Source organism: Amycolatopsis sp. NBC_00348, assembly GCF_036114655.1.
Classification (GTDB): Bacteria; Actinomycetota; Actinomycetes; order Mycobacteriales; family Pseudonocardiaceae; genus Amycolatopsis.
Genome location: NZ_CP107994.1, coordinates 7,000,829 through 7,026,673, shown reverse-complemented (window position 1 = coordinate 7,026,673; position 25,845 = coordinate 7,000,829). Strand labels below are relative to the sequence as shown.

At 72.2% G+C, this 25,845-nt stretch carries 22 protein-coding genes; 13 read left to right on the top strand and 9 right to left on the bottom strand.

Annotated elements, in window-relative coordinates; translation table 11 throughout:
* Positions 1-132 precede the first annotated feature (132 nt).
* The 3 genes from OHS58_RS30620 (at position 133) to OHS58_RS30610 (ending at position 3,228) form a co-directional block, all read left to right on the top strand.
* Positions 133-1,281, top strand: a complete 1,149-nt coding sequence (locus tag OHS58_RS30620) for a thioester domain-containing protein (RefSeq protein WP_442792235.1) — start codon at positions 133-135, stop codon at positions 1,279-1,281.
* 161 nt (positions 1,282-1,442) lie between these two features.
* Positions 1,443-2,330: a helix-turn-helix transcriptional regulator gene (locus tag OHS58_RS30615; protein ID WP_328644822.1), complete on the top strand. Its 888-nt coding sequence runs from the start codon at positions 1,443-1,445 to the stop codon at positions 2,328-2,330.
* 49 nt (positions 2,331-2,379) lie between these two features.
* The gene (locus OHS58_RS30610) at positions 2,380-3,228 is read left to right on the top strand and encodes a dioxygenase family protein (protein ID WP_328644821.1); all 849 of its coding nucleotides are present in this window, start codon (positions 2,380-2,382) and stop codon (positions 3,226-3,228) included.
* 67 nt (positions 3,229-3,295) lie between these two features.
* Here the strand turns inward: OHS58_RS30610 and OHS58_RS30605 are convergent, their stop codons facing one another.
* Entirely contained in the window at positions 3,296-4,318 is a 1,023-nt protein-coding gene (locus tag OHS58_RS30605; protein WP_328649881.1) for a chitinase, read from the bottom strand.
* A gap of 242 nt (positions 4,319-4,560) precedes the next feature.
* Here OHS58_RS30605 and OHS58_RS30600 point away from each other — a divergent pair, with 242 nt between their 5' ends.
* Complete coding sequence (locus tag OHS58_RS30600) at positions 4,561-5,265, top strand: PP2C family protein-serine/threonine phosphatase (protein WP_328644820.1); 705 nt, start codon at positions 4,561-4,563, stop codon at positions 5,263-5,265.
* A 10-nt stretch (positions 5,266-5,275) separates the two neighbouring features.
* On the opposite strand, the gene OHS58_RS30595 is transcribed toward OHS58_RS30600, so the two are convergent.
* The gene (locus OHS58_RS30595) at positions 5,276-6,253 is read right to left on the bottom strand and encodes a sigma-70 family RNA polymerase sigma factor (protein WP_328644819.1); all 978 of its coding nucleotides are present in this window, start codon (positions 6,251-6,253) and stop codon (positions 5,276-5,278) included.
* A 132-nt stretch (positions 6,254-6,385) separates the two neighbouring features.
* Here OHS58_RS30595 and OHS58_RS30590 point away from each other — a divergent pair, with 132 nt between their 5' ends.
* Entirely contained in the window at positions 6,386-6,964 is a 579-nt protein-coding gene (locus OHS58_RS30590; RefSeq protein ID WP_328644818.1) for a dihydrofolate reductase family protein, read from the top strand.
* Positions 6,965-7,009: 45 nt separating this feature from the next.
* Here the strand turns inward: OHS58_RS30590 and OHS58_RS30585 are convergent, their stop codons facing one another.
* Positions 7,010-7,258 carry a hypothetical protein gene (locus OHS58_RS30585; protein WP_247057786.1) on the bottom strand — a complete coding sequence of 83 codons (249 nt, stop codon included), beginning with the start codon at positions 7,256-7,258 and terminating at the stop codon, positions 7,010-7,012.
* 315 nt (positions 7,259-7,573) lie between these two features.
* On the opposite strand from OHS58_RS30585, the gene OHS58_RS30580 reads away from it, so the two are divergent.
* Together OHS58_RS30580 and OHS58_RS30575 are read left to right on the top strand one after the other, a co-directional pair.
* Entirely contained in the window at positions 7,574-7,744 is a 171-nt protein-coding gene (locus OHS58_RS30580) for a zf-HC2 domain-containing protein (protein WP_247057784.1), read from the top strand.
* A gap of 45 nt (positions 7,745-7,789) precedes the next feature.
* The gene (locus OHS58_RS30575) at positions 7,790-8,422 is read left to right on the top strand and encodes a class I SAM-dependent DNA methyltransferase (protein ID WP_328644817.1); all 633 of its coding nucleotides are present in this window, start codon (positions 7,790-7,792) and stop codon (positions 8,420-8,422) included.
* A gap of 87 nt (positions 8,423-8,509) precedes the next feature.
* Here the strand turns inward: OHS58_RS30575 and OHS58_RS30570 are convergent, their stop codons facing one another.
* Entirely contained in the window at positions 8,510-9,457 is a 948-nt protein-coding gene (locus tag OHS58_RS30570; protein ID WP_328644816.1) for an Lrp/AsnC family transcriptional regulator, read from the bottom strand.
* 91 nt (positions 9,458-9,548) lie between these two features.
* Here OHS58_RS30570 and OHS58_RS30565 point away from each other — a divergent pair, with 91 nt between their 5' ends.
* Positions 9,549-10,850: an MFS transporter gene (locus OHS58_RS30565; RefSeq protein WP_328644815.1), complete on the top strand. Its 1,302-nt coding sequence runs from the start codon at positions 9,549-9,551 to the stop codon at positions 10,848-10,850.
* On the opposite strand, the gene OHS58_RS30560 is transcribed toward OHS58_RS30565, so the two are convergent.
* Genes OHS58_RS30560 through OHS58_RS30550 form a run of 3 tightly spaced genes read right to left on the bottom strand, consistent with a single transcriptional unit; the run spans position 10,828 to position 13,331 of the window.
* Positions 10,828-11,235: a hypothetical protein gene (locus OHS58_RS30560; protein WP_247057777.1), complete on the bottom strand. Its 408-nt coding sequence runs from the start codon at positions 11,233-11,235 to the stop codon at positions 10,828-10,830. The genes OHS58_RS30565 and OHS58_RS30560 overlap by 23 nt on opposite strands.
* Entirely contained in the window at positions 11,235-12,104 is an 870-nt protein-coding gene (locus OHS58_RS30555; RefSeq protein WP_328644814.1) for an oxidoreductase, read from the bottom strand. Before OHS58_RS30555 ends, OHS58_RS30560 begins: the two co-directional genes overlap by 1 nt.
* A gap of 48 nt (positions 12,105-12,152) precedes the next feature.
* Positions 12,153-13,331 (bottom strand): glycoside hydrolase family 3 N-terminal domain-containing protein, encoded by a 1,179-nt coding sequence (locus OHS58_RS30550; RefSeq protein ID WP_328644813.1) that lies wholly within the window; start codon positions 13,329-13,331, stop codon positions 12,153-12,155.
* A gap of 177 nt (positions 13,332-13,508) precedes the next feature.
* Between OHS58_RS30550 and OHS58_RS30545 the strand changes: the two genes are divergently transcribed.
* The 5 genes from OHS58_RS30545 to OHS58_RS30525 are packed head-to-tail and all read left to right on the top strand — an operon-like array spanning position 13,509 to position 18,465.
* The gene (locus OHS58_RS30545) at positions 13,509-14,087 is read left to right on the top strand and encodes a helix-turn-helix transcriptional regulator (protein ID WP_328644812.1); all 579 of its coding nucleotides are present in this window, start codon (positions 13,509-13,511) and stop codon (positions 14,085-14,087) included.
* Between the two features lie 15 nt (positions 14,088-14,102).
* The gene (locus OHS58_RS30540; RefSeq protein ID WP_328644811.1) at positions 14,103-15,359 is read left to right on the top strand and encodes an extracellular solute-binding protein; all 1,257 of its coding nucleotides are present in this window, start codon (positions 14,103-14,105) and stop codon (positions 15,357-15,359) included.
* 6 nt (positions 15,360-15,365) lie between these two features.
* Positions 15,366-16,271 (top strand): carbohydrate ABC transporter permease, encoded by a 906-nt coding sequence (locus tag OHS58_RS30535; protein ID WP_328644810.1) that lies wholly within the window; start codon positions 15,366-15,368, stop codon positions 16,269-16,271.
* Positions 16,268-17,092, top strand: coding sequence for a carbohydrate ABC transporter permease (locus OHS58_RS30530; RefSeq protein ID WP_328644809.1), 825 nt, complete (start codon positions 16,268-16,270; stop codon positions 17,090-17,092). Before OHS58_RS30535 ends, OHS58_RS30530 begins: the two co-directional genes overlap by 4 nt.
* Positions 17,089-18,465 carry a GH1 family beta-glucosidase gene (locus OHS58_RS30525; protein WP_328644808.1) on the top strand — a complete coding sequence of 459 codons (1,377 nt, stop codon included), beginning with the start codon at positions 17,089-17,091 and terminating at the stop codon, positions 18,463-18,465. The genes OHS58_RS30530 and OHS58_RS30525 overlap by 4 nt, the downstream gene beginning before the upstream one ends.
* Positions 18,466-18,518: 53 nt before the next feature.
* On the opposite strand, the gene OHS58_RS30520 is transcribed toward OHS58_RS30525, so the two are convergent.
* Complete coding sequence (locus OHS58_RS30520) at positions 18,519-22,163, bottom strand: BTAD domain-containing putative transcriptional regulator (RefSeq protein ID WP_328644807.1); 3,645 nt, start codon at positions 22,161-22,163, stop codon at positions 18,519-18,521.
* A gap of 352 nt (positions 22,164-22,515) precedes the next feature.
* The gene (locus OHS58_RS30515; RefSeq protein ID WP_328644806.1) at positions 22,516-25,794 is read right to left on the bottom strand and encodes a BTAD domain-containing putative transcriptional regulator; all 3,279 of its coding nucleotides are present in this window, start codon (positions 25,792-25,794) and stop codon (positions 22,516-22,518) included.
* Positions 25,795-25,845 lie beyond the last annotated feature (51 nt).

Here is a 25,845-nt window from a genome sequence, read left to right as displayed (position 1 = left end):
CCCCTGTGAAGTCCATGTATGCTCCGGTGTCGCTTGACCGGGTGATCAGTCACCCGAATTGGTGGCCGTCGTGATCGGGGCTTGGTCTCACGCGGTCATTGACTTCGTGATTCGGGCTTGGATAGGAGATTTATGCAGGTCAGGTCAGGACTCGTGCGTGGCGGGATCGCGGCTCTCGCCGCGGCCGCCGCTGTCATGGTCGGCGCTCCGGCCGCCCTCGCCGACGACGGTGCCGCTCACGGCCGGGTCGACGGAAACAGTGGCACCGTCGGTTACCGGCTCAACCTCGGGAAGGGCGGCGACTACATCGCCGAGCTGTTCTCGATGAAGCTGTCCGACGGCAGCACCCTCAAGCTCTACTGCGTGCAGATCACCGTCGGCCTGCGGACCGACGTCGACATGGTCGAGCGCCCGTGGAACAAGTACCCCGCCAAGGGCCCGTTCAACGAGAACAGCCCGAAGATCAACTGGGTCCTGCACCACGGCTACCCGGGCACCGGCCTCGACGCGCTCGGCAGCGCGCTGGGCAAGGCGGGCGTCACCGTTCACGGCGGCGTCTCCGAGCGTGAGGCCATCGCCGCGACGCAGGCCGCGGTGTGGCACTTCAGCGACGGCGTGAACCTCGACGCCACCAAGCCGCTGGCCGAGGAGAACTCGGCCGACGCCAACGCCGACGTCGCCGCGCTGTACGGCTACCTGACCGGTGACCAGAACAAGGGTCTCGCCGCGCAGCCGAAGCCGACGCTGAACGTCGCCGCGGACAAGACCGAAGGCACCGCGGGCAGCAAGATCGGCCCGTTCTCGGTCGCGACCTCCGGTGACATCACCGCGCTGACCAGCCAGCTGCCCGACGGCGTCAAGATCACCGACGCCGACGGCAAGGAGCTGAAGGCCTCGGACGTCAAGGACGGCTCCAAGCTGTACGTCGACATCCCGGCCGGCACCAAGCCGGGCAAGGGCGCCTTCGAGCTCAAGGCCAGCGGCGAGCTGGACACGGGCCGTCTGTTCGTCTCCGAGAACTACGCGCGGCAGCCGGCCCAGTCGCTGATAGTCGCCGACTCGGAGAAGACCGAGGTGACCGCGAACGCGGCCGCCAGCTGGACCGAGGCCGGCGCGCCGGCCACGAGCCCCGCGCCGACCACCCCGGCCGGTTCCCCGGGCGGTGGCGGCGAGCTCGCCAACACCGGTGTCGACGCGGCCGTGCCGTTCACCGTCGGCGGCCTGCTGCTCGGTGGCGGCGCGCTGATGCTGCTGGTGAGCCGTCGCCGCAGCCGTGCGTGAGCTGAACTGAGCTGAACTGATCTGAACGAAGCGGGGCCGGTCCACAGTGGACCGGCCCCGTTTTCGCACCCGACGAACGGATTGCGACCTTCGGGGCGAAAGCGGCGAACCGTGCACGCAGTGGTCTAGACTTTTCCGCCGACCGGCGAAGGGACGAGACCATGCGCGGTACGACCGTTCCGCCCGGGACGCCGTGTCCCTCGCCGCGCGCGGGGGAGCTGCCGGTGCACCGGCTGGAGCTGCCGACGCCGCACGCGGTGCCGTTCGCCGTCGGGACGTTCGACACGATCGGGCCGCTGTCGCGCGCGGAGTTCCCGCACCGGCACACCTTCCACGAGCTCGTGCACGTCACCGGCGGCACCGGGGCGCACGTCGTCGACCTGGCCCGCTGGCCGCTGCGGCCGCCGCACCTCGGCGTCATCGCCGCCGGCCAGGTGCACCACTGGGCCGGCGTCCGGGGCCTGTCCGGGCACGTCGTGCTCTTCACCGACGACTTCCTGCTCGACTACCCGGCCGACCGCGAGCTCCTGCGCCGGCTGGGCGAACGGCCGTGGCTGGAGCTGGACGACCGCGCCGACGCCGACGTCACGCGGCTCGTCACCGAGCTGGAGGCGGAACACCGCCGCGGCGCGGACTCGGTGGTGCGGGCGTTGCTGCACGTTCTGGTCGTGCGCGTGGGACGCCTCCCCGGGACGCCGGACGCGCCGCCCGTGCGCGCCGGGGCGGTGGCGGCGGAGTTCGCCCGGCTCACCGGACGCGCCGACCTCGGGCTGTGGTCGGTGCACGCGCACGCCGAACGCATCGGCGTCACCCCGGGGTACCTCACGGAAGCGGTCAAGGCCGCGACCGGCCGCACGGCCGCGCAGCTCGTGCGGGAGGCGCGGGTCCGGGAGGCCAAGCGGTTCCTGCTCCGCACGGACCTGACCGTCCGGCAGGTCGCGAGCCGCGTCGGGTTCGCCGATCCGGCGTACTTCTGCCGGTTCTTCCGGCGGGAGACCGGGCTGAGCCCCGGCGACTTCCGCCGCACCGGCGAGAAGCACCACGACTGACGGCGCCAGTCCATCGTCGGCGGCCCGGGGCGCTCCTACCGTCGAGAGCATGGACGAAGAGACCAAGCTGAGCCGCAAGACGGTGCTGCGGGCCGCATTGGCCGCCGGTGTCGCGGCGCCCGTCGCGCTGCTCGGCGGCCCCGCGCTCGCCCGTACCGCGGCCGTGGGCGGCCAGGCGCCGGAGCTGACGCCGTCGTGCCACGACGACGACGATCCGACGCCCGAACAGACCGAAGGCCCGTACTTCAAGCCGAACTCGCCGGAACGGACGTCGCTCGTCACGCCGGGCACCCAGGGCACGCGGCTGACCGTGACGGGTTACGTCTTCGGGCTCGCGTGCCTGCCGGTGAACCGGGCGCTGCTGGACTTCTGGCAGGCGGACGTCAACGGCGCCTACGACAACACCGGCTTCACCTTCCGCGGCCACCAGTACACCAACGCCCAGGGCGCGTTCACGCTGTCGACGATCGTGCCCGGCCTCTACCCGGGCCGCACCCGGCACATCCACGTGAAGGTCCAGGCGCCGGGCCGGCCGATCCTGACCACGCAGCTGTACTTCCCGAACGAGCCGCGCAACAACACCGACACGATCTTCGACGCGCGGCTGCTGATGACCGTGCGGGACAACGGGAGCGCGAAGGAGGCCGCGTTCGACTTCGTGCTGAACGTGCCGCAGACGCCGACCACCACCGGCACGCCACCGCCGACCACCACGACCGGCACGCCGCCGCCGACCACGTCGACGCCGCCGGGCGGCACCACCTGGGCGGCGGGCACCGCCTACGCGGCCGGCGCCCGCGTCACCTACAGCGGCCGGGATTACGTGTGCTTACAGGGGCACACGGCCCAGCCGGGCTGGGAGCCCCCGAACGTCCCCGCGTTATGGCGGACGGCCTGAGACTCCCAGCGTGGGGTCGTGAGTGGTAATGAGGGTTAGAACCCTCATTACCACTCACGACCGGGGGTCAGCAGTAGAGGTTGGCGCCGGGGTCGACGCCGAGGACCGAGCTGATCGAGCGGTACTTGGAGACGCGGCTCTCGACCTGGGCCGGGTTGCCGCCGTTGCACTCGATCGAGCCGTTGATGCTGCGGATCGTCTCGCCGAAGCCGCGGCCGTTGACGATCGCGTTGTGCGGCGTCATCGTGCCCGGGCCGGTCTGGGTGTTCCAGTACCAGAGGCCGGTCTTCCACGCGACGGCCGAGTTCTGCTCGACCTGCCAGGGGTTGCCGAGCAGGTCGATGCCGAGCGCGTCACCCGCGGCCTTGTAGTTGAAGTTCCAGCTGAGCTGGATCGGGCCGCGGCCGTAGTACGCCGCCTGGCCGGCCGGGCAGCCGTAGGACTGGCTGTAGTCGCAGTAGTGCGGGTAGTTGGCCGTGTTCTGTTCGACGATGTAGACGAGGCCGCCGGTCTCGTGGTCGACGTTGGCCAGGAACGCGGCCGCCTCCTGCTTCTTCACCGTGTCACTGCCCGTGTTCGCGAAGCCGGGGTAGGCGGACAGCGCCGCGGTCAGGCCGCTGTAGGAGTAGAAACCGTTGCGGCCCGGGAAGATCTGGTTGAACTGGGCTTCGCTGACGACGAACGAGCCCGGGTTGCCGGGGTTCGTGCCGCCGCCGTCGCAGCTGTAGGGCTCCCAGTACCAGGTGCTGATGATCGGGTCGTAACCCGGATTCGCGTTCTTGGCGCGGTAGTAGCCGCCGTTGGTGTACTTGACGACCGCACCGACGTCGTACCACTGGCCCGCGACCCAGTTGGGCGCGTTGCAGGTCGTCCCGCCACCGCCGCCGTCGCAGCTGTAGGGCTCCCAGTACCAGGTGCTGATGATCGGGTCGTAACCCGGATTCGCGTTCTTGGCGCGGTAGTAACTGCCGTTGGTGTACTTGACGACCGCGCCGACGTCGTACCACTGGCCGGCGACCCAGTTGGGCCCGCTGCACGCCGCGGCGGCGGCCTGCGGGGCGGCGGTGGACAACGCGGGCACACCGAGCACGAGCGCGGCTGCGGCCGCAAAAGCGGAAATCACCGCGACAAGACGTCTTCTCAAGGCTCGCTCACTCCTTCGGCCACGACAGGGTCCGGACGTGGGGAGGCGTCCGGGTGTCGAAGAGGGGGTGCTCATCCGGCCGGGAAGAACGTGACACCAGTCACTAGAGCAGATTGGTCTAGTCCAGTCAAGAAACCTGGCCCGCGCGGGCAACGGGTCTGCGCGAACGGCCCTGGCATGATGCGGCCATGACCGGACATGTCACGCGCGCCGCCGCGGGCAGCGACGTCGGACGCCGCTACTCCGCCAACTTCGATGTCGTGCACTTGGCCGAGGATCCGTTGCTCGCGGTGGTCGCCGACGGAATGGGTGACGGCGAAGGCAGCCGGATGGCCGGACGGACCGCGGTCGACGTCTTCGTTGCGGGCGCAGGTGATTCCGCGGACTCGTTGCGGGAGGCGGTCGCTTCGGCGCAGCGGCAGGTGACCGAGTCCGGCCGGCGGATCGGCGGCCTGGCCGGGTGCACGCTCACCGCGCTCGTCGAGTCCGGCGGCGGGTACTGGCTCGTCCAGATCGGCGACTCGCGCGCCTACCGGCTGCGCGAGGGCCTGCTGGAGCTGCTCACCACCGACCACACGATGGCCTGGCTCGGCGCGGTCAACGGCTGGTACGCGTTCGACTCGCCCCAGGCGTCGGCCGCGCGGTACCAGCTGACGCGCTACATCGGGCACCCCGCGCACCCGGAGCCGGACGTGCTCAGCCTCGCGCTGCGCCCGGGCGACGTCCTGCTGCTGTGCAGCGACGGCGTCGCCGAGCAGGTGCCCTACGAGCGGATCCGCGAGATCCTCGGGCGGCCGGTCGAACCGGGTGAACAGGTCCGGCAGCTGCTGGCCGTCGCCGAGGCGGCGGGCGGCCAGGACAACGCGACGGCCGTCGTCGTCCAGGTGTCCTAGCTCGCGCTTGTCACAGCGATCGCGGTAAGCCGAACGCGGGCAGCACGGTGTTCTCGAAGCGGGTCATGGCGCTGATCCGGTCGCCCGCGAGCGTGAGGACGTACAGGCCGGTGCCGTGCCGGACGCCGGTGGCGGCGCGCAGGTAGGCCCCGAACGCCGGCTGGCCGTTGGCGCGGGTGGGCACGAGGTGGAACCGCCGGCCCGCGCCGAAGAGGTCGGCGCAGAAGCCGGCCACGACGTCCCGGCCCTGGTATTCGAGCGGCAGCGGCGGCATGGACATGAACACGTCGTCGGTCAGCAGGGTCACCAGCGCGCCGACGTCGGCGGCCTCCCAGGCGTGGACGAAGTCCGCCAAGATCGCGTTCTCGGCAGGGGAACCGGCGGCGGGAGGCGGGGCGTCGGAGGCGGGCTGGTGACGTCGCAGGCCGGCACGCGCCCGCTTGAGCGCGCTCTTGACCGAGTCCACGGTCGTGTCCAGCATGTCGGCCACCTCGCTCGCGGGGAACCCGAGGACGTCGCGCAGGACGAGGACGGCGAGCTGGCGCGGCGGCAGGACCTGGAGCGCCGTCACGAAGGCCAGCGACACGGATTCCGCCCGCTCGTAACGAGCTTCCGGGTCGAGGAGGGCGTCGGGATACGGCTCGAGCCAGACGACCTCACCGAGGCGCGTCGGTTCCGGCGGTTCGACGCCGGGGATGTCCCATTCCTTCGCCGGGCGCCTGCTCGCCGCGCGAAGCGTGCTCAGGCACCGGTTGGTGGCGATCCGGTAGAGCCAGGTGCGGAGCGAGGCGCGGCCGTCGAAGCCGCCGAGCCCCCGCCAGGCGGCCAGCAGGGTGTCCTGGAGCGCGTCTTCGGCGTCCTGGAACGACCCGAGCAGCCGGTAGCAGTGCACCTGCAGCTCCCGGTGGTGCGGCTCGGTCAGCGCCCGGAACGCGTCGCCGTCCCCGGCCCGGGCCCTGCTCAGCCGGTCGGTGCTGGTCGGTTCCACACTCGCCACCCTTCGTCCGTTCATCTTGTACGGACTCCGCCCGCGCGCAGAAGGGGGCGCTCGGCGACCGCCCCCTTTCCCGGTTTCGCGGCGTCTCTCCGGTGGCCGACAACACGACGAAGGAGATCCGCCATGGGGAAGATCGTCATCAGCGAGAACGTGTCGCTCGACGGGGTCGTCCAGGACCCGGTCGGCACGGAGGGGTTCCGGTTCGCCGGCTGGTTCGACCGGCTGGCCGGCGAGGACCGCGAAGCGTGGGCCGCGGTCGAATACGAGGAGGCACTGGGCACCGAGGCGCTGCTGCTCGGGCGGCGGACCTACGAATGGTTCCTCGCGCAGGGGTGGGCGACCCGCGACGGCGCCTGGGCGGACCGGCTGCGGGCCGTGCCCAAGCACGTCGTGTCCTCGACGCCCGGAGACCTCGAGTGGAACTCGACGGTCCTGAAGGGCGACCTGGTGGACGCGGTCTCGCGGCTGAAGCAGGAGGTGGCCGGGGACGTCGTCCTCTACGGCAGTGGCCGGGTCGCGCACGCGCTGATCGAGCACGACCTGGTCGACGAGCTGCGGCTGATGGTCTGCCCGTTCGCGCTCGGGGAGGGCGAGCGCCTGTTCGGCCGGACCGGTGCCGTGAAACCGCTGCGGCTGGTCGGGAACCGCACGGTCGGCACGGGCATCGTCCGACTTACCTACCGGCCTGTCCGCCACGTCTAGGGCGGTTGCCGGACACGCCCCTCGACGTGTCCGGCAAGTCCGCGGTCATCGCGTTTGCGGGATCCGCACCTTCGCCGGCGGCGCGAGCAGCAGCAGCCGCTGCAGCCGGGCGCGGCCCAGCCGGTGGAGCATCTCCCCGAGCTCCTCCGGCGCGATGCAGCTCTCGAGGTCGATCCGCGTCACGTGGATGACGCGGTCGATCTCCGTGACCGGGAGCCGTGCGCCGAACTCCCCGGTCAGCCACACCCCGACCTCGTCGACGACGTTGTCCGCCCGGTGGCTTCGTACGGTCATCGCTTTCCTCGTTTCGGCTCGCTGAGTACCCAGGTCGAGGCCGGGAAATGCCGGCCTGACGCGGGTTCGACGACCGAGTGCGGGAGCCATGACGCCGAACGGCGAAATTGGTCGCGAGAAAGCTTTCCGTGTTCGAGCGGGTGGGCTCCGTGACGACGCGCTTCACTCACATGGGCGGAACTCCGACCCCAGTTGTCGGCCGATCGGGTGGAAATCCGGGGAACGTCCCCGATCGGCCGTACGTCCCAGGACGCTGGAGAGGTCTGGTGGGGTGCGGGTGTTCCCTTGCAGGACGCGGAAACGGAGACACGATCGATGGGCCGGTACGACCGGACCGACCTCGGGGCCTACAGCCTGGGCCTGCTCGACGACGCCGAGACGGCGCGGGTCGAGCGGCACCTGGCGTCGTGCCCGGACTGCCGCCAGGAGGTCCGGGAGTTCGAGTCCGTCCGCATCATGCTGGACAGCCTGGGGAAGTCCACTTAGGACACTCGCCGGAAACTGTCGGTGCCCGCCGCTAGCTTGCGGGACGTGACCGATGACCAGTTCCTGAGCCCGACCCGGGCCACCTACGCCATTGTCGCCGAGAGCTACGGCGAGTTCGTGCCACCGGTGCGCGACGACATCGAGGACCGCGCGCTGCTGGCGGCGTTCGCCGACCTGGTCCGCGGCGGCCCGGTCGCCGACCTCGGCTGCGGCACGGGCCTGGTGACGGCGTACCTGGCGTCGCTCGGCGTCGACGTCTCGGGCATCGACCTGACGCCGGAAATGCTCGCGGTCGCCCGCCGCAACCACCCGGAGCTGCGGTTTTCCGAGGGCTCGCTGCTGGAACTCGATCTCCCGGACGGCGGTCTCGCCGGGGCGGTGGCGTGGTATTCGATCATCCACACCCCGCCGTCGCGGCTCCCGGTGGTGGCGTCGGAGCTGTTCCGGGTGGTGCGCCCGGGCGGGCACCTGCAGCTGGGGTTTCACGTCGGCGACCGGCGTCACCACCTGTCGCGCGGGTACGGGCACGAAGGGTTTTCGCTGGACGTCTACTGGCTGCCGGTGGACGAGGTCAGCGACCTGCTGAGCGGCGCGGGCTTCGAGATCCTGACCAAGGTGGTGCGCAACCCGGCAGCACGGGTGCCGCAGGGGAGGGTATTGGCGCGCAAACCCGCCTGACGCGCGGCGCGGGTCAAAGTCCGTGAATGCCACATTGAGGGACGCTAGGTCCCTCAATGTGGCATTCACGGACTTCGGAAGTGCGGGTCAGCGGGTCGCGGCGGCCTTGAGGGTGCGCAGGACAGGTGCCGTCTCCAGCGTCCGGATCTCCTCCAGTGAGCCCAGGCGTTCGGTCAGGTACCGGTGCAACGCCGCCGCGTCGGGGCACAGTGCGTGGGCCACCAGGTTCGCCGGGCCCGTCGTGGCCAGGACCACCGCCAGTTCCGGGTGGGTCGCCAGCGCCGTCCCGACGCGCTCGACGTGCGCCGGGGCCACCGACATCCACAGCAGCGCCTGCGTCGTCGCGCCGAGGACCGTGGGGCTGATCTCCAGGTCGAAGAACATCGTGCCGCCCGCCTGGAGGTCCGCCAGGCGGCGGGCGACCGTCGCCGGGGACCAGCCCGTGGCCGTGGCCAGCTCGGCCAGGCCCGTGCGGCCGTCGTGCTGCAACGCGGCCATCAGGGCGTCGTCGTCGGGCGTCAACGGCTTGCCGCCGCCCGCGTGGGCCGGCGTCAGCGCCTCGATCTGGGCCGGGGACAACGTGGCCGTCCGGCCCGACCACGCCGTCGGGCCGCCGAAGTAGCGGTGCAGGACCTGGTGCGCCGACACCGCCGTGATGCTCGCCGTGCGCGGGATGTCGCGCAGCAGCAGCGCGTGCGCGCCCACCGGGGTCTGGACGTTCACGCAGATCTCCGTGCCTCCGGACATCAGCTTGATCCACGCCGTGTCGGCGCGCCGCGCGAGCTGGTGGGCGAGGTCCTGCGCGGTGTGCGGGGTCGCCGTCAGCCGGACCATCCACTCGGCGTGCCCGGCGCGGTGCGGGTCCGGCAGGCCGACCACCCGCAGCGCCGCCTCCGCGCGGAGACGGCGGTAGCGCCGCGCGACGGTCTGCGCCGACACCCCGAGGACGTCGCCGATCTTCGTGAACGGCGCCCGGCCGTCGAGCTGCAGCGCGTGCACGAGGGCGTAGTCGACCTCATCCAAAGCGGTGGTCATATTTCTCATTCAAGCGCACCCGGTGGCAGAAATCAGCCAAGTCAGACCGGTGCATGGAACCAATCGACGCCCGAACCGCACAGTGGGCCCCATGCTGACCAAGACCCGCTGGGCCGCGCTCGCCGTGCTGCTCACCGCCGAGGCGATGAACCTGCTCGACGCCACGATCGTCCAGGTCGCCGGCCCGGTGATCCACGCGCACCTGCCCGGCCCCGCCGCCGACGTCCCGTGGTTCAGCGCGGCCTACACCCTGCCGTTCGCGGTCTTCCTGATCACCGGCGGCCGCCTCGGCGACGTCCTCGGCCGCGCCAAGGTCTTCAAGCTCGGCGTGACGGCCTTCGTGCTCGCCTCCCTCGCCTGCGCGGCCGCTCCCGGAGCGGGCTTCCTGATCGGCGCCCGCGCGGTGCAGGGCGCGGCGGCGGCGTTGATCATCCCGCAGACCATCGGCCTGATCCGCGCGCTCTTCGACGGCGACGAACTCGCGAAGGCCCTCGGCACCATCGGCCCGGTGATGGGCCTGTCCGCCGTCTCCGGCCCGCTGCTTGGCGGCCTGCTGACACAGGCGGTGTCGTGGCGGGCGGTGTTCCTGGTGAACGTCCCGCTCGGCCTCGCGGTGCTGGTCGCGGCGAGGCTCCTCCGCGAGGACCGCGCCGAGACGCGGCCGAAGCTCGACGTCGCCGGCACCGTGCTCGTCGTCGCGGGCACCGGGCTGCTGGTGTACCCGCTGATCCAGCCCGGCGCGACGCCGCTGCTCGCCGCCGGCGCCGTGATCCTCGTGGCGTTCGGCTTCCACCAGCGCCGGACGCGCGCGCCGCTGGTCGAGCCGAGCCTGTTCGCCCACCGCGGTTTCCCGGCCGCGCTCGCCGGGTCGCTGCTGTTCTTCGCCGTGATGACCGGGCTGATGCAGGTGGTGCCGATGCAGCTGCAGCTCGGGCTCGGTGTGGACGTCCGCACGGCCGGGCTGACGCTGCTGCCGCTGTCGGCCGGGCTGGCCGTGTCGTCGTGGTTCGCCGGGACGTGGCTGGTGCCGAGGTTCGGCGCGCGCGTGATGTACGCCGGGCTGGCTTTGCTGCTGGCCGGGTTGCTCCTCGCCCTCGGTGGTTACCCGTGGCCGCTGCTCGGCGCGATGGCGTTGTGCGGCTTGGGGATGGGGACGTTCACCGTGCCGTTCTTCAGCACCGTGCTGCACCGCGTCCGGCCGCGCGAGACGGGCTCGGCGGCCGGGCTGCTCAACGCCGTGCAGCAGCTCGGCGGCACGCTCGGCGTCGCGTTGCTGGGCGGGCTCTACCTGAGCAGCGGGACGGCGACCGCGGCGCTCGGCCTCGCGGCCGCACTCACGGTTGCCGCCGCGGTCGCCGTCGCACCGATGCTTAGTAGTCGTCCCGTCCGGTGAACTGCTGCTCCAGCAGCTCGGCCGCACCCGCCACGAGTTCCAGCGGGTCGATGAACTCGTTGATGTCCAGGTTGATCAAGGGCAGCGAGTGCCGCAGCACGATGTGGTCGCCCATCACCGCGACCCCGCCGACGATGGTCGACTCGCCGACCTCGGTCAGCACCGAGAGGAGGTCGACCTCGTCGTGCCGGGCGAACGGCGTCGCGATCTGCACCCAGTCCTCGCGCTGGTCCAGGATCTCCCGGGCGATCACCATGATCTGGGCGCGGTTCTCGGTGTCCGGCTCGTCGCCGAAGATCAGCCGGATGCGGATCTCGTCGGGCTCGTCGCGCACCACCCGGTACGCCTGCCTGATGTACGCGACCAGGTCGCCCCACTCCGCCATCAGACGGCTCCGATCCGGTCGAGGTCGGCGAGCACGTCCGCCGGCAGCTCCAGGTCCGCGGCCGCGAGGTTCTCGCGCAGGTGCTCCGGCGACGACGTGCCCGGGATCAGCAGCATCGACGGCGACCGCTGCAGCAGCCACGCGAGCGCGACCTGCATCGGCGTCACGCCGAGACGGGCGGCGCAGTCGTCGAGCAGCCCCGACTGCAGCGGGCTGAAGCCGCCGAGCGGGAAGTACGGCACGAAGGCGATCCCCTCGGCGGCGCACTTGTCCACGAGCGGGTCGTTTTCGCGGTGCGCCAGGTTGTACTGGTTCTGGACGCACACGACCGGCGCGATCGCCTTGGCCTCGTCGAGCTGCTCGGCGGTCACGTGGCTGACGCCGAGGTGCCGGATCAGCCCCTTCTCCCGCAGGTCCGCGAGCACCCCGAACGGCTCGGCCAGCGACATCGCCACGGGGTAGCCGCCGGTCGCGTCGCTCAGCCGCAGGTTGACGACGTCGAGCGCGTCGAGGCCCAGGTTCCGCAGGTTGTCGTGCACCGCCTGGGTCAGCTCGCCGGCCGACAGCGCGGCCGGCCACCCCTTGTCCTCGCTGCGCCGCGCGCCGACCTTCGTGACCAGGTGGACGGCTTCGGGGTACGGGTGCAGGGCTTCCTTGATCACGGCGTTCACGGTGTGCGGGCCGTAGTAGTCGCTGGTGTCGATGTGCGTGACACCCGCTTCGACGGCCTCGCGCAGCACGGCGACCGCGGTGTCGTGGTCCTTCGGCGGTCCCCACACGCCGGGGCCGGCCAGCTGCATCGCGCCGTAGCCCATCCGGGTCACGGAAAGTTCGCCGCCGAGAAGGAAAGTACCGCCGGGATCGGACATGTCACTCCTTGCTGTAGGTGCCGCGAAGGAGTCTAGGGAGGATCCGGCTCAGCCGCAGACACCCTTGCCGCGCAGCACCCGCGTCACCGACTGCTGGACGCGCGTCTTCGGCAGCTCGCCCGAGGCGACGGCTTTCTCCAGCCGGTCCAGCACCTCGTCGACGCGGCCGCCGGAGGACCACAACGCCTGGTCCGCGCCGGCTTCCAGGGCCTTCAGGACGGCGTCCGGCAACGTGTACTGCGCCGTGATGGCCTTCATCGCGCCCAGGTCGTCGGTCAGGATCGGCCCGGTGAAGCGGAATTCGCCGCGCAGCAACTGGTACGCCGGCGGCGAAAGTGACGCCGGGACGCCGTTCGTCAAGTCCGGCACGTCGAGGTGGCCGACCATCACGGCGACCGGGCCGTAGTCGGCGATGTTCCGGTAGGGCGCGAGGTCGACGGTGCGCAGCTGCGCGAGCGGCGGCGTGACGACGGTGCCCTTGTGGGAGTCACCCGAGCCGTGGCCGTGGCCGGGGAAGTGCTTCAGCACCGGCTGGACACCCGCGTCGCGCAAGCCCGCGGCGAACGCCGTGGCGTACGTCTTCACGCGGGCCGGGTCGGGGCTGAAGGACCGGTCGCCGATCACGTCGTCGTCCGGGGCGTCCGTGACGTCGGTGTCGGGCGCGAAGTCCACGGTGACGCCGCGGGCCTTGAGCTGACGGCCGCGTTCGGCGGCGATGCCGCGGACCTGCTCCGGCGTCTTCGTCTTCGCCAGCTCGCGCGCGGACGGCATGTCGCCGTCGAGATCGTCGATGCGCTGGACGCGGCCGCCCTCTTCGTCGACCGAAACGGCCACCGGGAGCTTCGCGACGCCCTGCACCGCGTCAAGTGAGTGATCTTTCAACAACGCTGTTGCGTTACCCCCGATGAAGATGCCGCCGACCTGGTTTTCGCGCACCAGCGCGACCGTCGAGGCCGGGTTGTCCCCGGTCACGCCGACGACGACCAGCTGCGCGACCTGCCGGCGGACGTCGAGGCTCTTCACCAGCGACGCGCAGTCGCCGGGACGCGCGAGACCCGAGGTCGGCGCGGGTGCGGAGGTCGCGGCGGGTGCGGGCGGAGCCGCGGAAGGCGGCGTCCGCGGGATCGCCAAACCGGACACGATCCGCGGTTGCAGGCCGATGACCAGCAGACTCACGACCACGACGCACAGGGCCACCCCCAGGGCGGCCAGACTTCGGCGGTTCATCGGTCCCTTCACTCGTCGGCGGGCCCCACGACGGTAGTCGACGCCCCTTCTTCGCCGTGTGAAGGACCGTGAAGAAGACTCTGAAGAAGCGGCACTACGCCGTTAGAGAATTCGTGAAGGCGGTCTCACCAGACTGGGCGGCGTCAAGAAAATCGATGACGGTTACCAGGAGGCACGATGGACCAGGTGCGCGTGGCGGCGTGGGCGTCCGATCCGATCGCCCTGACCGGGCTGATCAACCACCTGCGATCCCGTCCCGAGCTGCTGGTCGTGCCGCGAGCCAGCCGTGGCGAGGCCGCCGTGCTGGTGTTCGCCGCGAACCAGGTCGACCGGGACGTCATCGCCGCGCTGCGCGCCGCGGCCGCCGAGTCGCCGGCCGCGATCGTGCTGGTCGCCGGGCACGTCGACCCGGCGCACCTGAGTCTGCTCGCCGACTGCCACGTCTCCGCCGTGCTGCCGCGGACCGCGCTCGACCGCGTCACCGACAGCGTGCTCGCCGCCGCGCGGGGCCGGACGACGTCGCTGCGCGACCAGGTCGAGGCGCTGGCCCACGAAGGTGCCGGGGCGTCGCTGACGCCGCGCGAGGTGGATGTGCTTCGCTTGATGGCGGAAGGCTGGGACACTGCCGAGATCGCGGGCAAGCTGTGCTACTCCGAGCGGACCGTGAAGAACGTCATCTACGCCATGACCAACCGGCTCAACTTGCGCAACCGGCCGCACGCGGTCGCGTACGCCGTGCGCGCGGGTGTGATCTGAGGGAAGCTCACGCACGTGGGAACGATCGTCCGCCGGACCGCCGCGGCGGCTGCCGCGCTGGCCCTGCTCGCCGCCTGCAGCCCGAGCGACGCCGGGGGCAAGACCAAGCTCACCATCGCGACCTTCGGTGAGTTCGGCTACGCGCCGCTGATCGCGGAGTACGAGAAGCTGCACCCGGACGTCGAGGTGCAGAACCGCGTCACCGACTTCGACACCCACCACAAGGGCCTCGCGACCCAGCTCGCCACCGGCCACGGGGCCGCCGACGTCGTCGCGATCGAAGAGCAGTACATCCCGCAGTACCGGAAGGCGAAGGACAAGTTCGCCGACCTCGCCCAGTTCGGCGCGCGGGACCTGCAGAACCAGTGGGCGCCCTGGAAGTGGGCGCAGGGGACGGACGGCGATTACGTCCTGGGCCTCGGCACCGACATGGGCAGCCTCGCCCTCTGCTACCGGCGTGACCTGTTCCAGGCGGCCGGGCTGCCGACCGACCGGGACGAGGTCGCGAAGCTGATGCCCGACTGGACCGCCTACGCCGCCACCGCGCAGCGGTTCACCGACAAGACCCCCGACGTCAAGTTCGCGGACTCCGCGGGCACCGTCTACACGGCGATGCTGAACCAGGCACCGGAGAACTACTTCGCGGCGAAGGACGACTCCTACATCGGCGGCACGAACCCGACCGTGCGCAACGCCTTCTTCCTCTCGGGCGGCATCGCGGCGAAGGGCCAGACGGCCGCCGCGACGACGTTCACCCAGGCCTGGAACGTGGCCATCAAGCAGGGCTCGTTCGCCACGATCGCGTGTCCCGCGTGGATGCTCAGCCAGATCAAGCAGGCCGGCGGCGACGGCAACAAGGGCAAGTGGGACGTCACCACCGTGCCCGGCGCCAGCGGCAACCAGGGCGGCTCGTTCCTGACCGTGCCGAAGCAGAGCGAGCACCCGCAGCAGGCGTACGACCTGGCCCGCTGGCTGACGGCGCCGGAGCAGCAGAAGAAGCTGTTCCTCTCCGACGGCATCCTGCCCAGCGAACCCGCCGTCTACAAGGACCCGCAGGTCGTCGCGCACACCGACCCGTACTTCGACGACGCGCCGACCGGCAAGATCTTCGCCGCGTCGGCCGACTCCCTGCGGCCCAACTACCGGGGCCTGCACGACGCCGACGTCCGGCCGGAGTTCGGCCGCGCGCTCGGGCGGATCGAGGACAGGACCGAGAACGTCGACCAGGCCTGGGCGGACGCCGTCCAGCAGGCTCAAGCAGCACTGAAGTAGCTCCGCGTGCAGCACCGGCTCGCCCGTTTCGACCGCAAGGTCACGCCGTTGCTGCTCATCGCGCCATTCTTCGGGCTGTTCGTCGTCTTCGGCGTGTTCCCGCTGCTCTACACGATCTGGGTGTCGCTGCACGACTGGAACCTGCTCGACGGCGACCAGGGCTACCTCGGGCTCGCCAACTACGGCGAGCTGCTCACCGACCCGCGGTTCTACAACGCGCTGGCCAACACGGTCGGCATCTTCGTGCTCGCCGCCGTCCCGGAATTCCTGCTGGCGCTGGGGATCGCGGCGCTGCTCGACCGGCCGCTGCGAGCCGCGACCTGGTGGCGCACCGGGATCCTGCTGCCGAACGTCGTGTCGGTGGTCGCCGTGGGGCTCGTGTTCGGGCAGCTGTTCAGCCGCGACTACGGCGTCGTCAACGAGGTCCTCGGCTGGTTCGGCGTCGCGCCGGTCAACTGGCAGGCGAGCACCTGGTCGTCGCACGTCGCGGTGGCGTCGATGGTGCTCTGGCGCTGGACCGGGTACAACGCGCTGATCTACCTGTCGGCGATGCAGGCCGTGCCCGCGGACCTGTACGAGGCCGCCGCGCTCGACGGCGCGTCGCGGTGGCGGACGTTCTGGTCGATCACCGTGCCGGGCATCCGGCCCGCGCTTGCCTTCACCGCCATCGCCGGCACCGTCAACGGCCTGCAGCTGTTCGCCGAGCCGCAGCTGTTCGACTCCGGCGGCTCCGGTGGTACCGGCGGCAACGACCGCCAGTTCCAGACGGTGACGATGTACTTGTACGAGAAGGGGTTCACGCACTTCGACGCCGGTTACGCGGCCGCGCTGACCTGGGTGCTGTTCGTCGTCTGCGTGCTGTTCGCGCTGGTCAACTACCGGCTGGTGCGCCGGTTCGTGAGGTCGGCGTGACGGCCCGGCGGCGGCCGGGCGCCCGGGTCTACGCCCTGCTGATCGGCGTGCTCGGCGCGTCGATGTTCCCGCTGTACTGGTCGTTCGTGGTGTCCACAAGGGACAACTCGGCGATCGGGGAGACGTCGCCGCTGCTCCTGCCGGGTGGGCACCTCTTCGAAAACGTGCGTCGGGTCTTCGACACCGTCGACTTCTGGCTCGCGATCGGCAACTCGCTGATCGTCTCGGGCACGGTGATGGTGTCGAACGTGGTTCTGGCCAGTCTGGCCGGGTTCGCCTTCGCACGGCTGCGGTTCCCCGGCCGCAACACGCTGTTCCTGCTCGTCGTCGGCTCGGCGATGGTGCCGGCGCAGCTCGGCGTGATCCCGCTCTACCTCGTTGTCGGCGACCTCGGCTGGTACGGCCGGCTCGAAGCGGTGATCGTGCCCGGGCTGGTCAGCGCGTTCAGCGTGTTCTGGATGCGGCAGGCCTGCGAGAACGCGATCAGCGCCGACCTCGTCGACGCGGCGACCGTCGACGGCTGCTCGATCCTGCGCACCTACTGGCACGTCGCGGTGCCGTCGTTGCGCCCGCAGGCCGCGGTGCTCGCGATGCTGACGTTCATGGCGACGTGGAACGACTACTTCTGGCCGCTGGTGGTACTCGACCCCAACGAGACACCGACCGTGCAGGTCGCGCTGTCGCAGCTGGCCAGCGGGTACTACACCGACTACGCGCTGATGCTGACCGGGGCGACCGTGGGCGTGCTGCCCGTCATCGTGGCGTTCCTGCTGCTCGGCCGGTACGTCGTCCGGGGGATCCTGAGAGGGGCGCCAGTGTGACGGAGTTTCCGGCGGGTTTCCGGTGGGGCGCGGCGACCGCGTCGTACCAGGTCGAGGGCGGCGTCACCGAAGGCGGCCGCGGACCGTCCATCTGGGACACCTTCGCGGCCACCGAGGGCAAGGTCCTCGACGGCGCGTCCGGCGAGGTCGCCTGCGACCACTACCACCGCTACCCCGAGGACGTCGGCCTGCTGGCCGGCCTGGGCCTCGGGGCGTACCGCTTCTCGGTGGCGTGGCCGCGGGTCATGCCGGACGGCGTGACGACGTCGGCTGCCGGTCTGGCGTTCTACGACCGGCTGGTCGACGAGCTGCTGAGCCGCGACGTCACGCCGGTGCTGACGCTGTACCACTGGGACCTGCCGCAGGCGCTGGAGGACGCGGGCGGCTGGCCGGCGCGCGACACGGCGTTCCGGTTCGCGGAGTACGCGGCGGTGGTCCACGACGCGCTCGGCGACCGCGTCGACCAGTGGACGACGATCAACGAGCCGTTCTGCGCGGCCTTCCTGGGTTACGGCAGCGGTGTGCACGCACCGGGCGTCCAGGACCACGACACGGCGCTGGTCGCGGCGCACCACCTGCTGCTCGGCCACGGCCTGGCGACCCGCGCGTTGACGGAGCAGGCGCGGCCGGGCCACGAGTTCTCGCTGGCGCTGAACTTCGCCCCGGCCATCGCGGACGGCTCGTCACCGGCCCACGTCGAAGCGGCGCGGAAGTTCGACGGCATCCACAACCGGTTCTTCCTGGACCCGGTGCTGGGCAAGGGCTACCCCGCGGACGTCGTGGCGGACGTCGCCCACCACGGCGGCCGCTTCGCCGCGGCGGTCCGGGACGGCGACACGGACACCATCTCGGCGGCCGTCGACTGGCTCGGGGTCAACTACTACGCCCCGGCGCGGGTGACGCCGCTCGCGGACCCGTCGGCGCCCAGCAACTGCCCGTTGCCGGGCTTGCGAGGCTTGGACGTGCTCCCGGCTCGGCCGCCGCTGACGGCGTTCGGCTGGGAGCAGTCACCCGAGACGCTGACTTCGCTCCTGAGCTGGATTTCCACCCGCTCCGGCGGGCTGCCGCTGGTGGTGGCGGAGAACGGCGCGTCCTTTGTGGACGAAGTCGTCGACGGCCGGGTCCACGACGCCGCCCGCGTCGCGTACCTCGACTCGCACGTCCGCGCGGTCCACGCCGCGATCGTCGGTGGCGCGGACGTGCGCGGCTACTTCGCGTGGTCCCTGCTGGACAACTTCGAGTGGGCGATGGGCTACTCACAACGCTTCGGCCTGGTCCACGTCGACTTCGAAACGCAGGTCCGCACGGTCAAGGACTCGGGACACTTCCTAGGGCGGGTCGCCACGGCCAACGCTCTGCCAGACTCGTCGTGAGTGTTTAGGGCGGTTCTAACCGCCCTAAACACTCACGACAAGCCGCGGCAGACTCAGGAACGCCGGCGGAAAGCGTCCGCCACCCCAGACCGCGACGGCGTCTCCAGCTTGCCCAGCAGCCTCGCCACGTGGGCCTGCACTGTCCGGCGGGGCAGCGACAGCTCCGCCGCGATGTCCGGGTTCGAGCGGCCCTCCGCGACCAGGCTGGCGATGCGGACCTCGATCGGCGTGAGGGACTCCCAGCCGTGGCCCGGGCGGATCGGCGAGAACATCGCCCCGCGGCGGACGCCCAGGCGGCGCAGGCGCGTCTCCGCACGGCGCAGGTCCCAGCGGGCCGACAACGCCGTGTACAGCTCGGCCGCCTCCTCGTACGCCGCCTGGGCCGCGTCCAGCCGGCCCGCGCGAGCCAGCAGCACGGCCGCGTCCTCCAGCGCCGACGCCAGTTCCGGGCGGCGGCCGACCGAGCGGAAGTGCTCCGCCGTGTCGAGCACCGGGCTCGGGTCCTCCTCGATCAGGCCGCGGCACCACGACGCCGCGGCGAGCGCCCGCGCCGGCCGGCGTTCCTTCGCCGCCTCCTCGTCGCAGACGTCCAGCGCCCGCACCGCGCGGTCGCGGTCGTCCTGCTCCATCGCCAGCCGGACGAACGCCGGGAGCCACTGGTGGCGCAGCATCATCTGCGCGTACGTCGGGTTCAGGATCGGCTCGAGGATCTGCAGCGCCCGCACCCGGTCGCCGCGCTGCTCGGCCGCGAGGGCGTCGGCGACCAGCAGGAAGTCGAAGCTCTCGCGCTCGGCACCGGTCGCCGGGGCGTACTCCTCCGCCGCGTCCAGGTGGGCCGCCGCCTGCGCGCGGTCGTCGCGCCTTCCGGCGATCAGCGCCGCGACGCCGTGCAGGAGCAACGCCGCCGGGCCGGGCTCGCGCAGGCCGTAGAACGTGATCGCCGGGCCGTCCTCGGTGACCGTGTCCAGCTCGACCAGCGCCTCGTCCCAGCTCCCGTCCCAGTACCGGTGCACCGCGACGGAAACCTGCAGCCCGACCGGCATCGCGTGCCGCGCCGCGACGTCGCCCGCCGTGCGCAGCGCTTCGCCCGCCTCGGCGAGCCGGTCGAGGTTCTGCAGCGTGAAGACGCGGTTGTCGAGCAGGTCGAGGTGCAGGTCGGCCAGCTCGTGCTCGTCGCCGACGGCCTCGATCGCCGCGTCGATGTGCTCGAGCGCGCTGTCGTGCTCGCGGCGCACCGAGTCCACCAGCCAGAGCGACTGCAGCGCGTGCGCGGTGAGGTAGCGGTCGCCGCCGGCCTGCTCCTTCGTCTCTCGCGCCGCCTTCTCGGCAGTGTCCAAATCGGACAGATCGCCGCGGCGGAAGTTCGCCAGCAGCTGCCGGTGCCGGACGCGCCAGAGCTCCGGCACCGCCGGGTCGTCGGCCGACGCGCCGAGCGTCGCGACCGCGCCGTCGGTGTCGCCGCGGCGGTGCCGCAGGGCCGCGAGCACGTGCCGCATCTCCTCGACGGCGTCGGGCTCGGTGGCGACCTCGAGTGCTTGCTGCGCCAGGGTTTCCGGGTTGCGCTCCAGCCGGAACAGCACCTTGACCAGCGCGACGAGCAGGACCTCCCGGCGCGGGTCGTCGCTCGCGCCGTCGGCCAGCGCGCGTTCGAGCAGCTCGACGGCGATCAGCGGCGCCCGGTTCGACACGGCCGCGTGGTGCCCGGCCAGCCAGTCGAGCACCCATTCGTCCACTGTGGCCGGTGCGGCCACCAGCTGCTCGGCGACCCGCTTGACCGGGGCGCCGATCCGGGCCAGCGCCTCGGCCGCCTGCCGGTGCAGCGCCGCTCGCGTCCCCGGCAGCAGCCGGTTGTACAACGCCTGACGCAGCAAGGGATGCCGGAACGCGAGCTGCGTGCCGGTGTCGATGAGCACGTTCGCCGCGACGGCTTCTTCCAGCGGCTCCAGCAGGTCCGACGGCCGGGAGCCGAGCACCGCGGCGATGTCGCCGACGGCGAACTCCATGCCCAGCAATGCGCCCCAGCGCAGCACCTCCTGCGTCCGCGCGGGCAGGAAGTCGAGCCGCCGGTCGACCGCGGCGACCAGCGACCGCGGCGCCTCGAACTCCTCGGGATCGTCGACGTCGGCCTCACCGCCGGTCACCTCGACCGCGCCGGCGCGCAGCAGGACGTCGACCATCTCCTTGACGTACAACGGGTTTCCCGCGCCACGGGCGGCCAGCTCACGCAGGCCGGGCCCGGGTACCGCGCCGATCTGGTCCTCGATGAGGCGGCCGACGTCGTCGCCGCTCAACGGCGTGAGGTCGAGCACCACGCCGTCGCGCGCCTGGACGCCGCGGCGCAGCTGGGCGAGCTCGGCGCGGTCCGGCGCCGGCCGGGTCGCGGCCACCAGCAGCAGGGGGAGCTGCCGCGTCGCCGCGCAGAGCCGGTGCCAGACCAGCACGGACGCCTCGTCGGCCCACTGCAGGTCGTCGACCACCAGCACCTGCGGCGTCTGCGCGCAGAGCTCGTCGACCAAGACCAGCAGCCGGTCCACGGCGCCGAGCACCGGGTCGGCCGGGCCCCAGCTGCGCCGCACCGGGCCCTCGCCCGCGAGCTCCTTCGCCACCCGCGCGCGCCGCGGGTCGGGCGAGTGCGCGTCGATCTCCAGGCACTCCATCATGACCTGCAGCGGGAACCGGGTGCTCAGCTCGTCGGCGGCCGCCCACAGCAGCTGGAAACCCGGGCCGCCGGTCAGCGAGTCGGCGAGCAGCTCGGACTTGCCGATCCCGGCTTCGCCCTCGATCCAGACGGCGCGGCCGCGCCCGGCCCGGACGTCGGTGACGAGCTCCGCGAGCCGCGCGATTTCTGTCTCCCGGCCGAAAAGCCGGTGCCGCGGCGCCGGAACGGGCGGGGGCGGCGCGACCACCGCGGGCGCGTCGAGGGCCGGGTCCTGGGCGAGGATCTGCTGCTGCAGCCGCTGCAACGCCGGCCCGGGTTCGACGCCCAGCTCGCCGATCAACGTCGTGCGGGCGTCGCGGAAGACGTCGAGGGCATCACCGTGGCGGCCGCTGCGGTAGAGGGCGAGCATGAGCGACTCGCGCAGAGACTCCCGCAGCGGGTTCTCCCCGGCCAGCACGGCCAGCTCGGGCGCCAGGTCGAGGTGGCCGCCGAGCGCGAGCAGGGCCTCGGCTCGCTGTTCCAGCGTGGCCAGCCGCAGCTCGGCGAGGTATTCGCGGTGCCGCTCGGCGAACCCGCCCGGGACACCGGAGAGCGCTTCGCCCTGCCAGAGCGCCAAGGCCGCGTCCAGCTCGGTGACAGCGGCCCGCGGGTCGCCCTGCTCGAGGTGCCGCTGCGCGCGTTCGCGGTGGCGCTCGAACACGGCCGCGTCGAGCGCGTCGTCGTCCAGCAGCAACGAGTACCCGGCCGTTTCCGACACCAGGACGCTCGACGCCGACCAGCGCGAGCGGTCCGGCTCCAGCGCCCGGCGCAGGCCGGAGACGTAGGTGTGGACGCTGCCTTCGACGCTCGCGGGCGCGGAATCGCCCCAGACGCCGGCGATCAGCTCGGCACGCGGGACGGGGCGGCCGGCGTTGACCGCGAGCACGGCGAAGATCGCGCGCTGACGAGCGGGGCCGAGGCCGATCTCGGCCGTCCCGCGCCAGGCCCGCAGCGGGCCGAGCACGCCCACTCGCAGACCGGTGTCCGCATCCCCTGGCATGTCGTTCCGTTCTCGGTACCGACTTCTCCGTCGACTTTACCGACGTGGCAACACCCGATCGGGTTGACCTACTCCGGGGAGCTTACTGACCTGGCAAGCCCGTGATCACGCCCCGGCGGCCGGAAAGCCGCGAGCGGTCCCCACCGGCGTATGCCCTGGTGGACGGCCCAGGCCAGGGCCCTGACCGCCCCGTGACGGAAGGGTCGACACGCGTGATTGGCGAGTCGACACGCGTGTCTGGAAGGTCGACACGGCGAACGCTGGTGTCGACCCTTCGATCACGCGTGTCGGCTCCGCAATCACGCGTGCCGGCGTGCTGATCACGCCTGGCGGGACATCGATGACGTCGTTGTCACTCGCCGGCGGCACGGGAGCGGACCGAGTTGGCCCGGCGGATCCCGAACGGCTGCATCCGGGCCTCCGCGCGCCGGACGTCCCAGACCGCGCCGATGCCCGTGTAGATCGTCAGCGCGGCGCGGAACGCCGTGCGGGCGTCGTCCAGGCGGTCCGACTCGGCCAGCAGGATCGCCGCGTCCTCGGTCGCCTTGGCCTGCTTGAGCAGCCGGCCCGCCGCGCGGTAGTGCTCCGCCGCCGTCAGGACCGGTTCCGGGTCGCCCGTCACCAGGCCCCGGCAGTGCGCGGCCGCGGCCGCGTGCGCCGGCGGGACGTCGCCCTCGGGTTCGAGCAGCCGCAACGCCTGGTGCGCGTGCTGCTGGTCGCCGAGCGGCCCGGCGAGCCGGACGAGGTCGGGCAGCCACTGGTGCCGCGCGGCCGGCGGGTAGTTCTCCTCCAGCAGCGGCAGCAGCGCCGCCAAGGCCTCTTCGGGCCGGCCGTCCTGCTCGGCCAGCAGCGACCGCGCCGCGAGCAGGAAGTCGCCGCCGTCGGGTTCGAGACCCTTCGGGAACTGCTGCCGGCTGGCCGCTTCGAGGTGCGTCCGGGCCTGCCCCGGCTCACCGCGGTGCCCGGCGATCAGCGCGCCGACGCCGTGCACGAGCAGCGCCGAACCCGGGCTGCGCAACACGTAGGAAGCGGTTTCCGCGCCGTCGCGGATCACCGCGTCCAGCTCGGCCAGCGCCTCCGGCCAGCGGCCGAGCCAGTAGTAGTGCACCGCGCCGGCCAGGTGCATCTCGCCCGGCACCGCGCGGGTCGCGGCGAGCCGGCGGGCGGCGTCGAGCGGCTCGGCGGCTTCGTCGAGGCTGTCGAGGTTCGGCACGGACAGCGCCGCGTCGTCGAGCGGGTGCAGCCCGGCGGGCACCAGCACCGCGCCCGGGTCGTCGCCCAGCCGTTCCAGCGTGGTCAGCAGCGACTCGTGCCGCCCGCGCCACATCTCCGGGACGTCCACGTCGTCGAGGGTCCGCTTCACCTCGGCCGTCGCCTCGGCGAAGTCGCCGCGGCGGTAGTAGATGTAGGCCAGGATCCAGCGCATCTCGGCCGCGCGCCTGCTGTCGGACGTCCGCGCGACGACCGAGCGCGCTTCGGCCTCGGGTTCGCGCCCGAGCCAGAACAGCAGCCGGGCCAGCGTCGCGGTGAGCGTCTCCCGCGCTTCCTGCTGCAGCGCCCCCTGCGTGACGGCGTGACGCAGCAGATCCACCGCGACGCGCGGGGTTTCGGTCGCGACCGTGCCGATGTTCTCCAGCAGCCAGCCGACGACCCACGGGTCGACCTGGGCCGGCGCCGCGGCGAGCTGCTCGGCGACGCGGTCGGCGGGCGCGCCCGCCGTCGCGAAGGCCTCGGCCAGCTGCCGGTGCAGCGCGACGCGCATCGCCGCGGGGGTCTTTTCGTAAAGCACGCGGCGCAGCAACGGGTGCCGGAACGCCACCCGGTCACCGGACTCGACGAGCACGCCGGAGGTGATCGCCTCGTCGACCGCGCCCACGAGCGACGTCGGCGGCCGCTCGGTGGCGACCGCGATGTCGGACAACGAGAACTCGCGGCCCAGCAGCGCGGCCCAGCGCAGGGTGTCGCGCGTGCCGCTGGAGAGGAAGCTCAGGTACAGCGTGATCCGCGACCCCAGCGGGGACGGGATGTTCTGGCACGAGTTGCCGTCCAGGTGCGCGTGCACGCCGTCGAGCACGATCATCGACTGCGCCAGCAGCGTCTCGACGACTTCGCGGACGTAGCGCGGGTTCCCGGCCGCGTACGACACCAGCAGCTGCAGCCCGGGCCCCGGCGGCGCGCCCACCAGCTCGGTGGCGAGCTCGAGCGCGGCGCTCTCGGCCAGCGGCGGCAGCGCGAGCACGGTGGTGGTGTCGGCGTCCAGCTCGCCGCGCAGGTCGTCGAGCGCGGACAGCCGCGGCACCGGCCGGCACGCGCCGACGAGCAGCAGCGGCAGGTCCCGCGTCTCCCGGCTCAGGTACCGCCAGACGCGCAACGTCGAGTCGTCCGCCCACTGCAGGTCGTCGACCGCGAGCACCAGCGGCGCTTCCGCGCACAGCTCGCGGACGAGGCCGAGCAGGCCGTCGACCGGGTCTTCGCCGGGTTGCTCGGAGAGGCGGACGGCGAGGTCCGAGCGGCGCTCGTCGGTGGCCCGCGGGTGCACGCCCAGCGCGTCGAGCAGCGGCCGCAGCGCGAACCGCTGATCCAGCGCGTCGGCGGCGGCGAACGCGGGCTTCACGTCGGCTTCCTGCGCCGTGGCGAGCACTTCGGCCAGCAGTGCGGTCCGGCCGCTGCCCGGCTCGCCTTCCAGCCACAGCGACCGGCCGGTCCCGTCGAGCAGGCCGGCGACGGCCTCGCGCAGCAGCGCCAGCTCGGCGTCCCGGCCGACGAAGACGTCCGTGCGGTCCGGAAGTGACGCGACCGGGAACCGTGTCACGCGGGCGGGCGGCGCCGGCCTCGGGGCCGGCGGCTCGGCGGGCTTGTCCAGCAGCTCTTCGTACAGCCGCCGCAGCGCCGGGCCCGGCTCGGTGCCCGACGACTCGACCAGCCGGTCGCGGACGTCGACGTACACCGCGATCGCCTCGGTCCGCCGGTCGGAGCGGGCCAGCGCGCGCATGAGCAGGCCGCGCAGCGTCTCGCGGAAGGGGTGCTCGCGGGTCAGCGCGGTCAGCTCGGCGACGAGCTCGTGGTGCCCGCCGGACTCCAGCACGATCTCGGCGCGGCGTTCGATCGTCGCCAGCCGCACCTCGCCGAGCCGCGCGCGCTGGGCGGCCGCGAACGGCCCGGGCAGCCCGGACAGCGGGACGCCGTGCCAGAGGCCCAGGGCCTCGTCGAGGGTTTCGCGCGCGCCGCGCAGGTCGCCGGAAGACTGCCGGCGCTGGGCCTGCTCGCGCAGGGCCTCGAAGTGGTGGACGTCGATCGCCTCGGCGTCCAGGCAGAGGGAGTAGCCGGACCCGATCGACGCGAGCAGCTGCGGGCCCTCACCCTTGGCACCCTTGGCGCGGCCGGGCTCGAGCGAGCGCCGCAGCCCGGAGACGTAGGTGTAGATCGAACCCTGCGCGCTCTGCGGGGGCGCCTCGCCCCAGACGGCGTCGATCAGCTCCTCGCGCGAGACCGTGCGGTTGGGGTTCATCGCCAGTGCGGCGAGGACCGTGCGCCGGTGCGCGGAGCCGAGGTCGAGCTCGGTGTCGCCTCGCCAAGCTTGTACGGGACCCAGCAATCGGAGTCTCGGTGCGGCGCTGTCCGCAGCCGACATCGGTCTCCCTTCGTGCGCTGACGTATCGTCACGCGCCGGATGCCTGAGGTG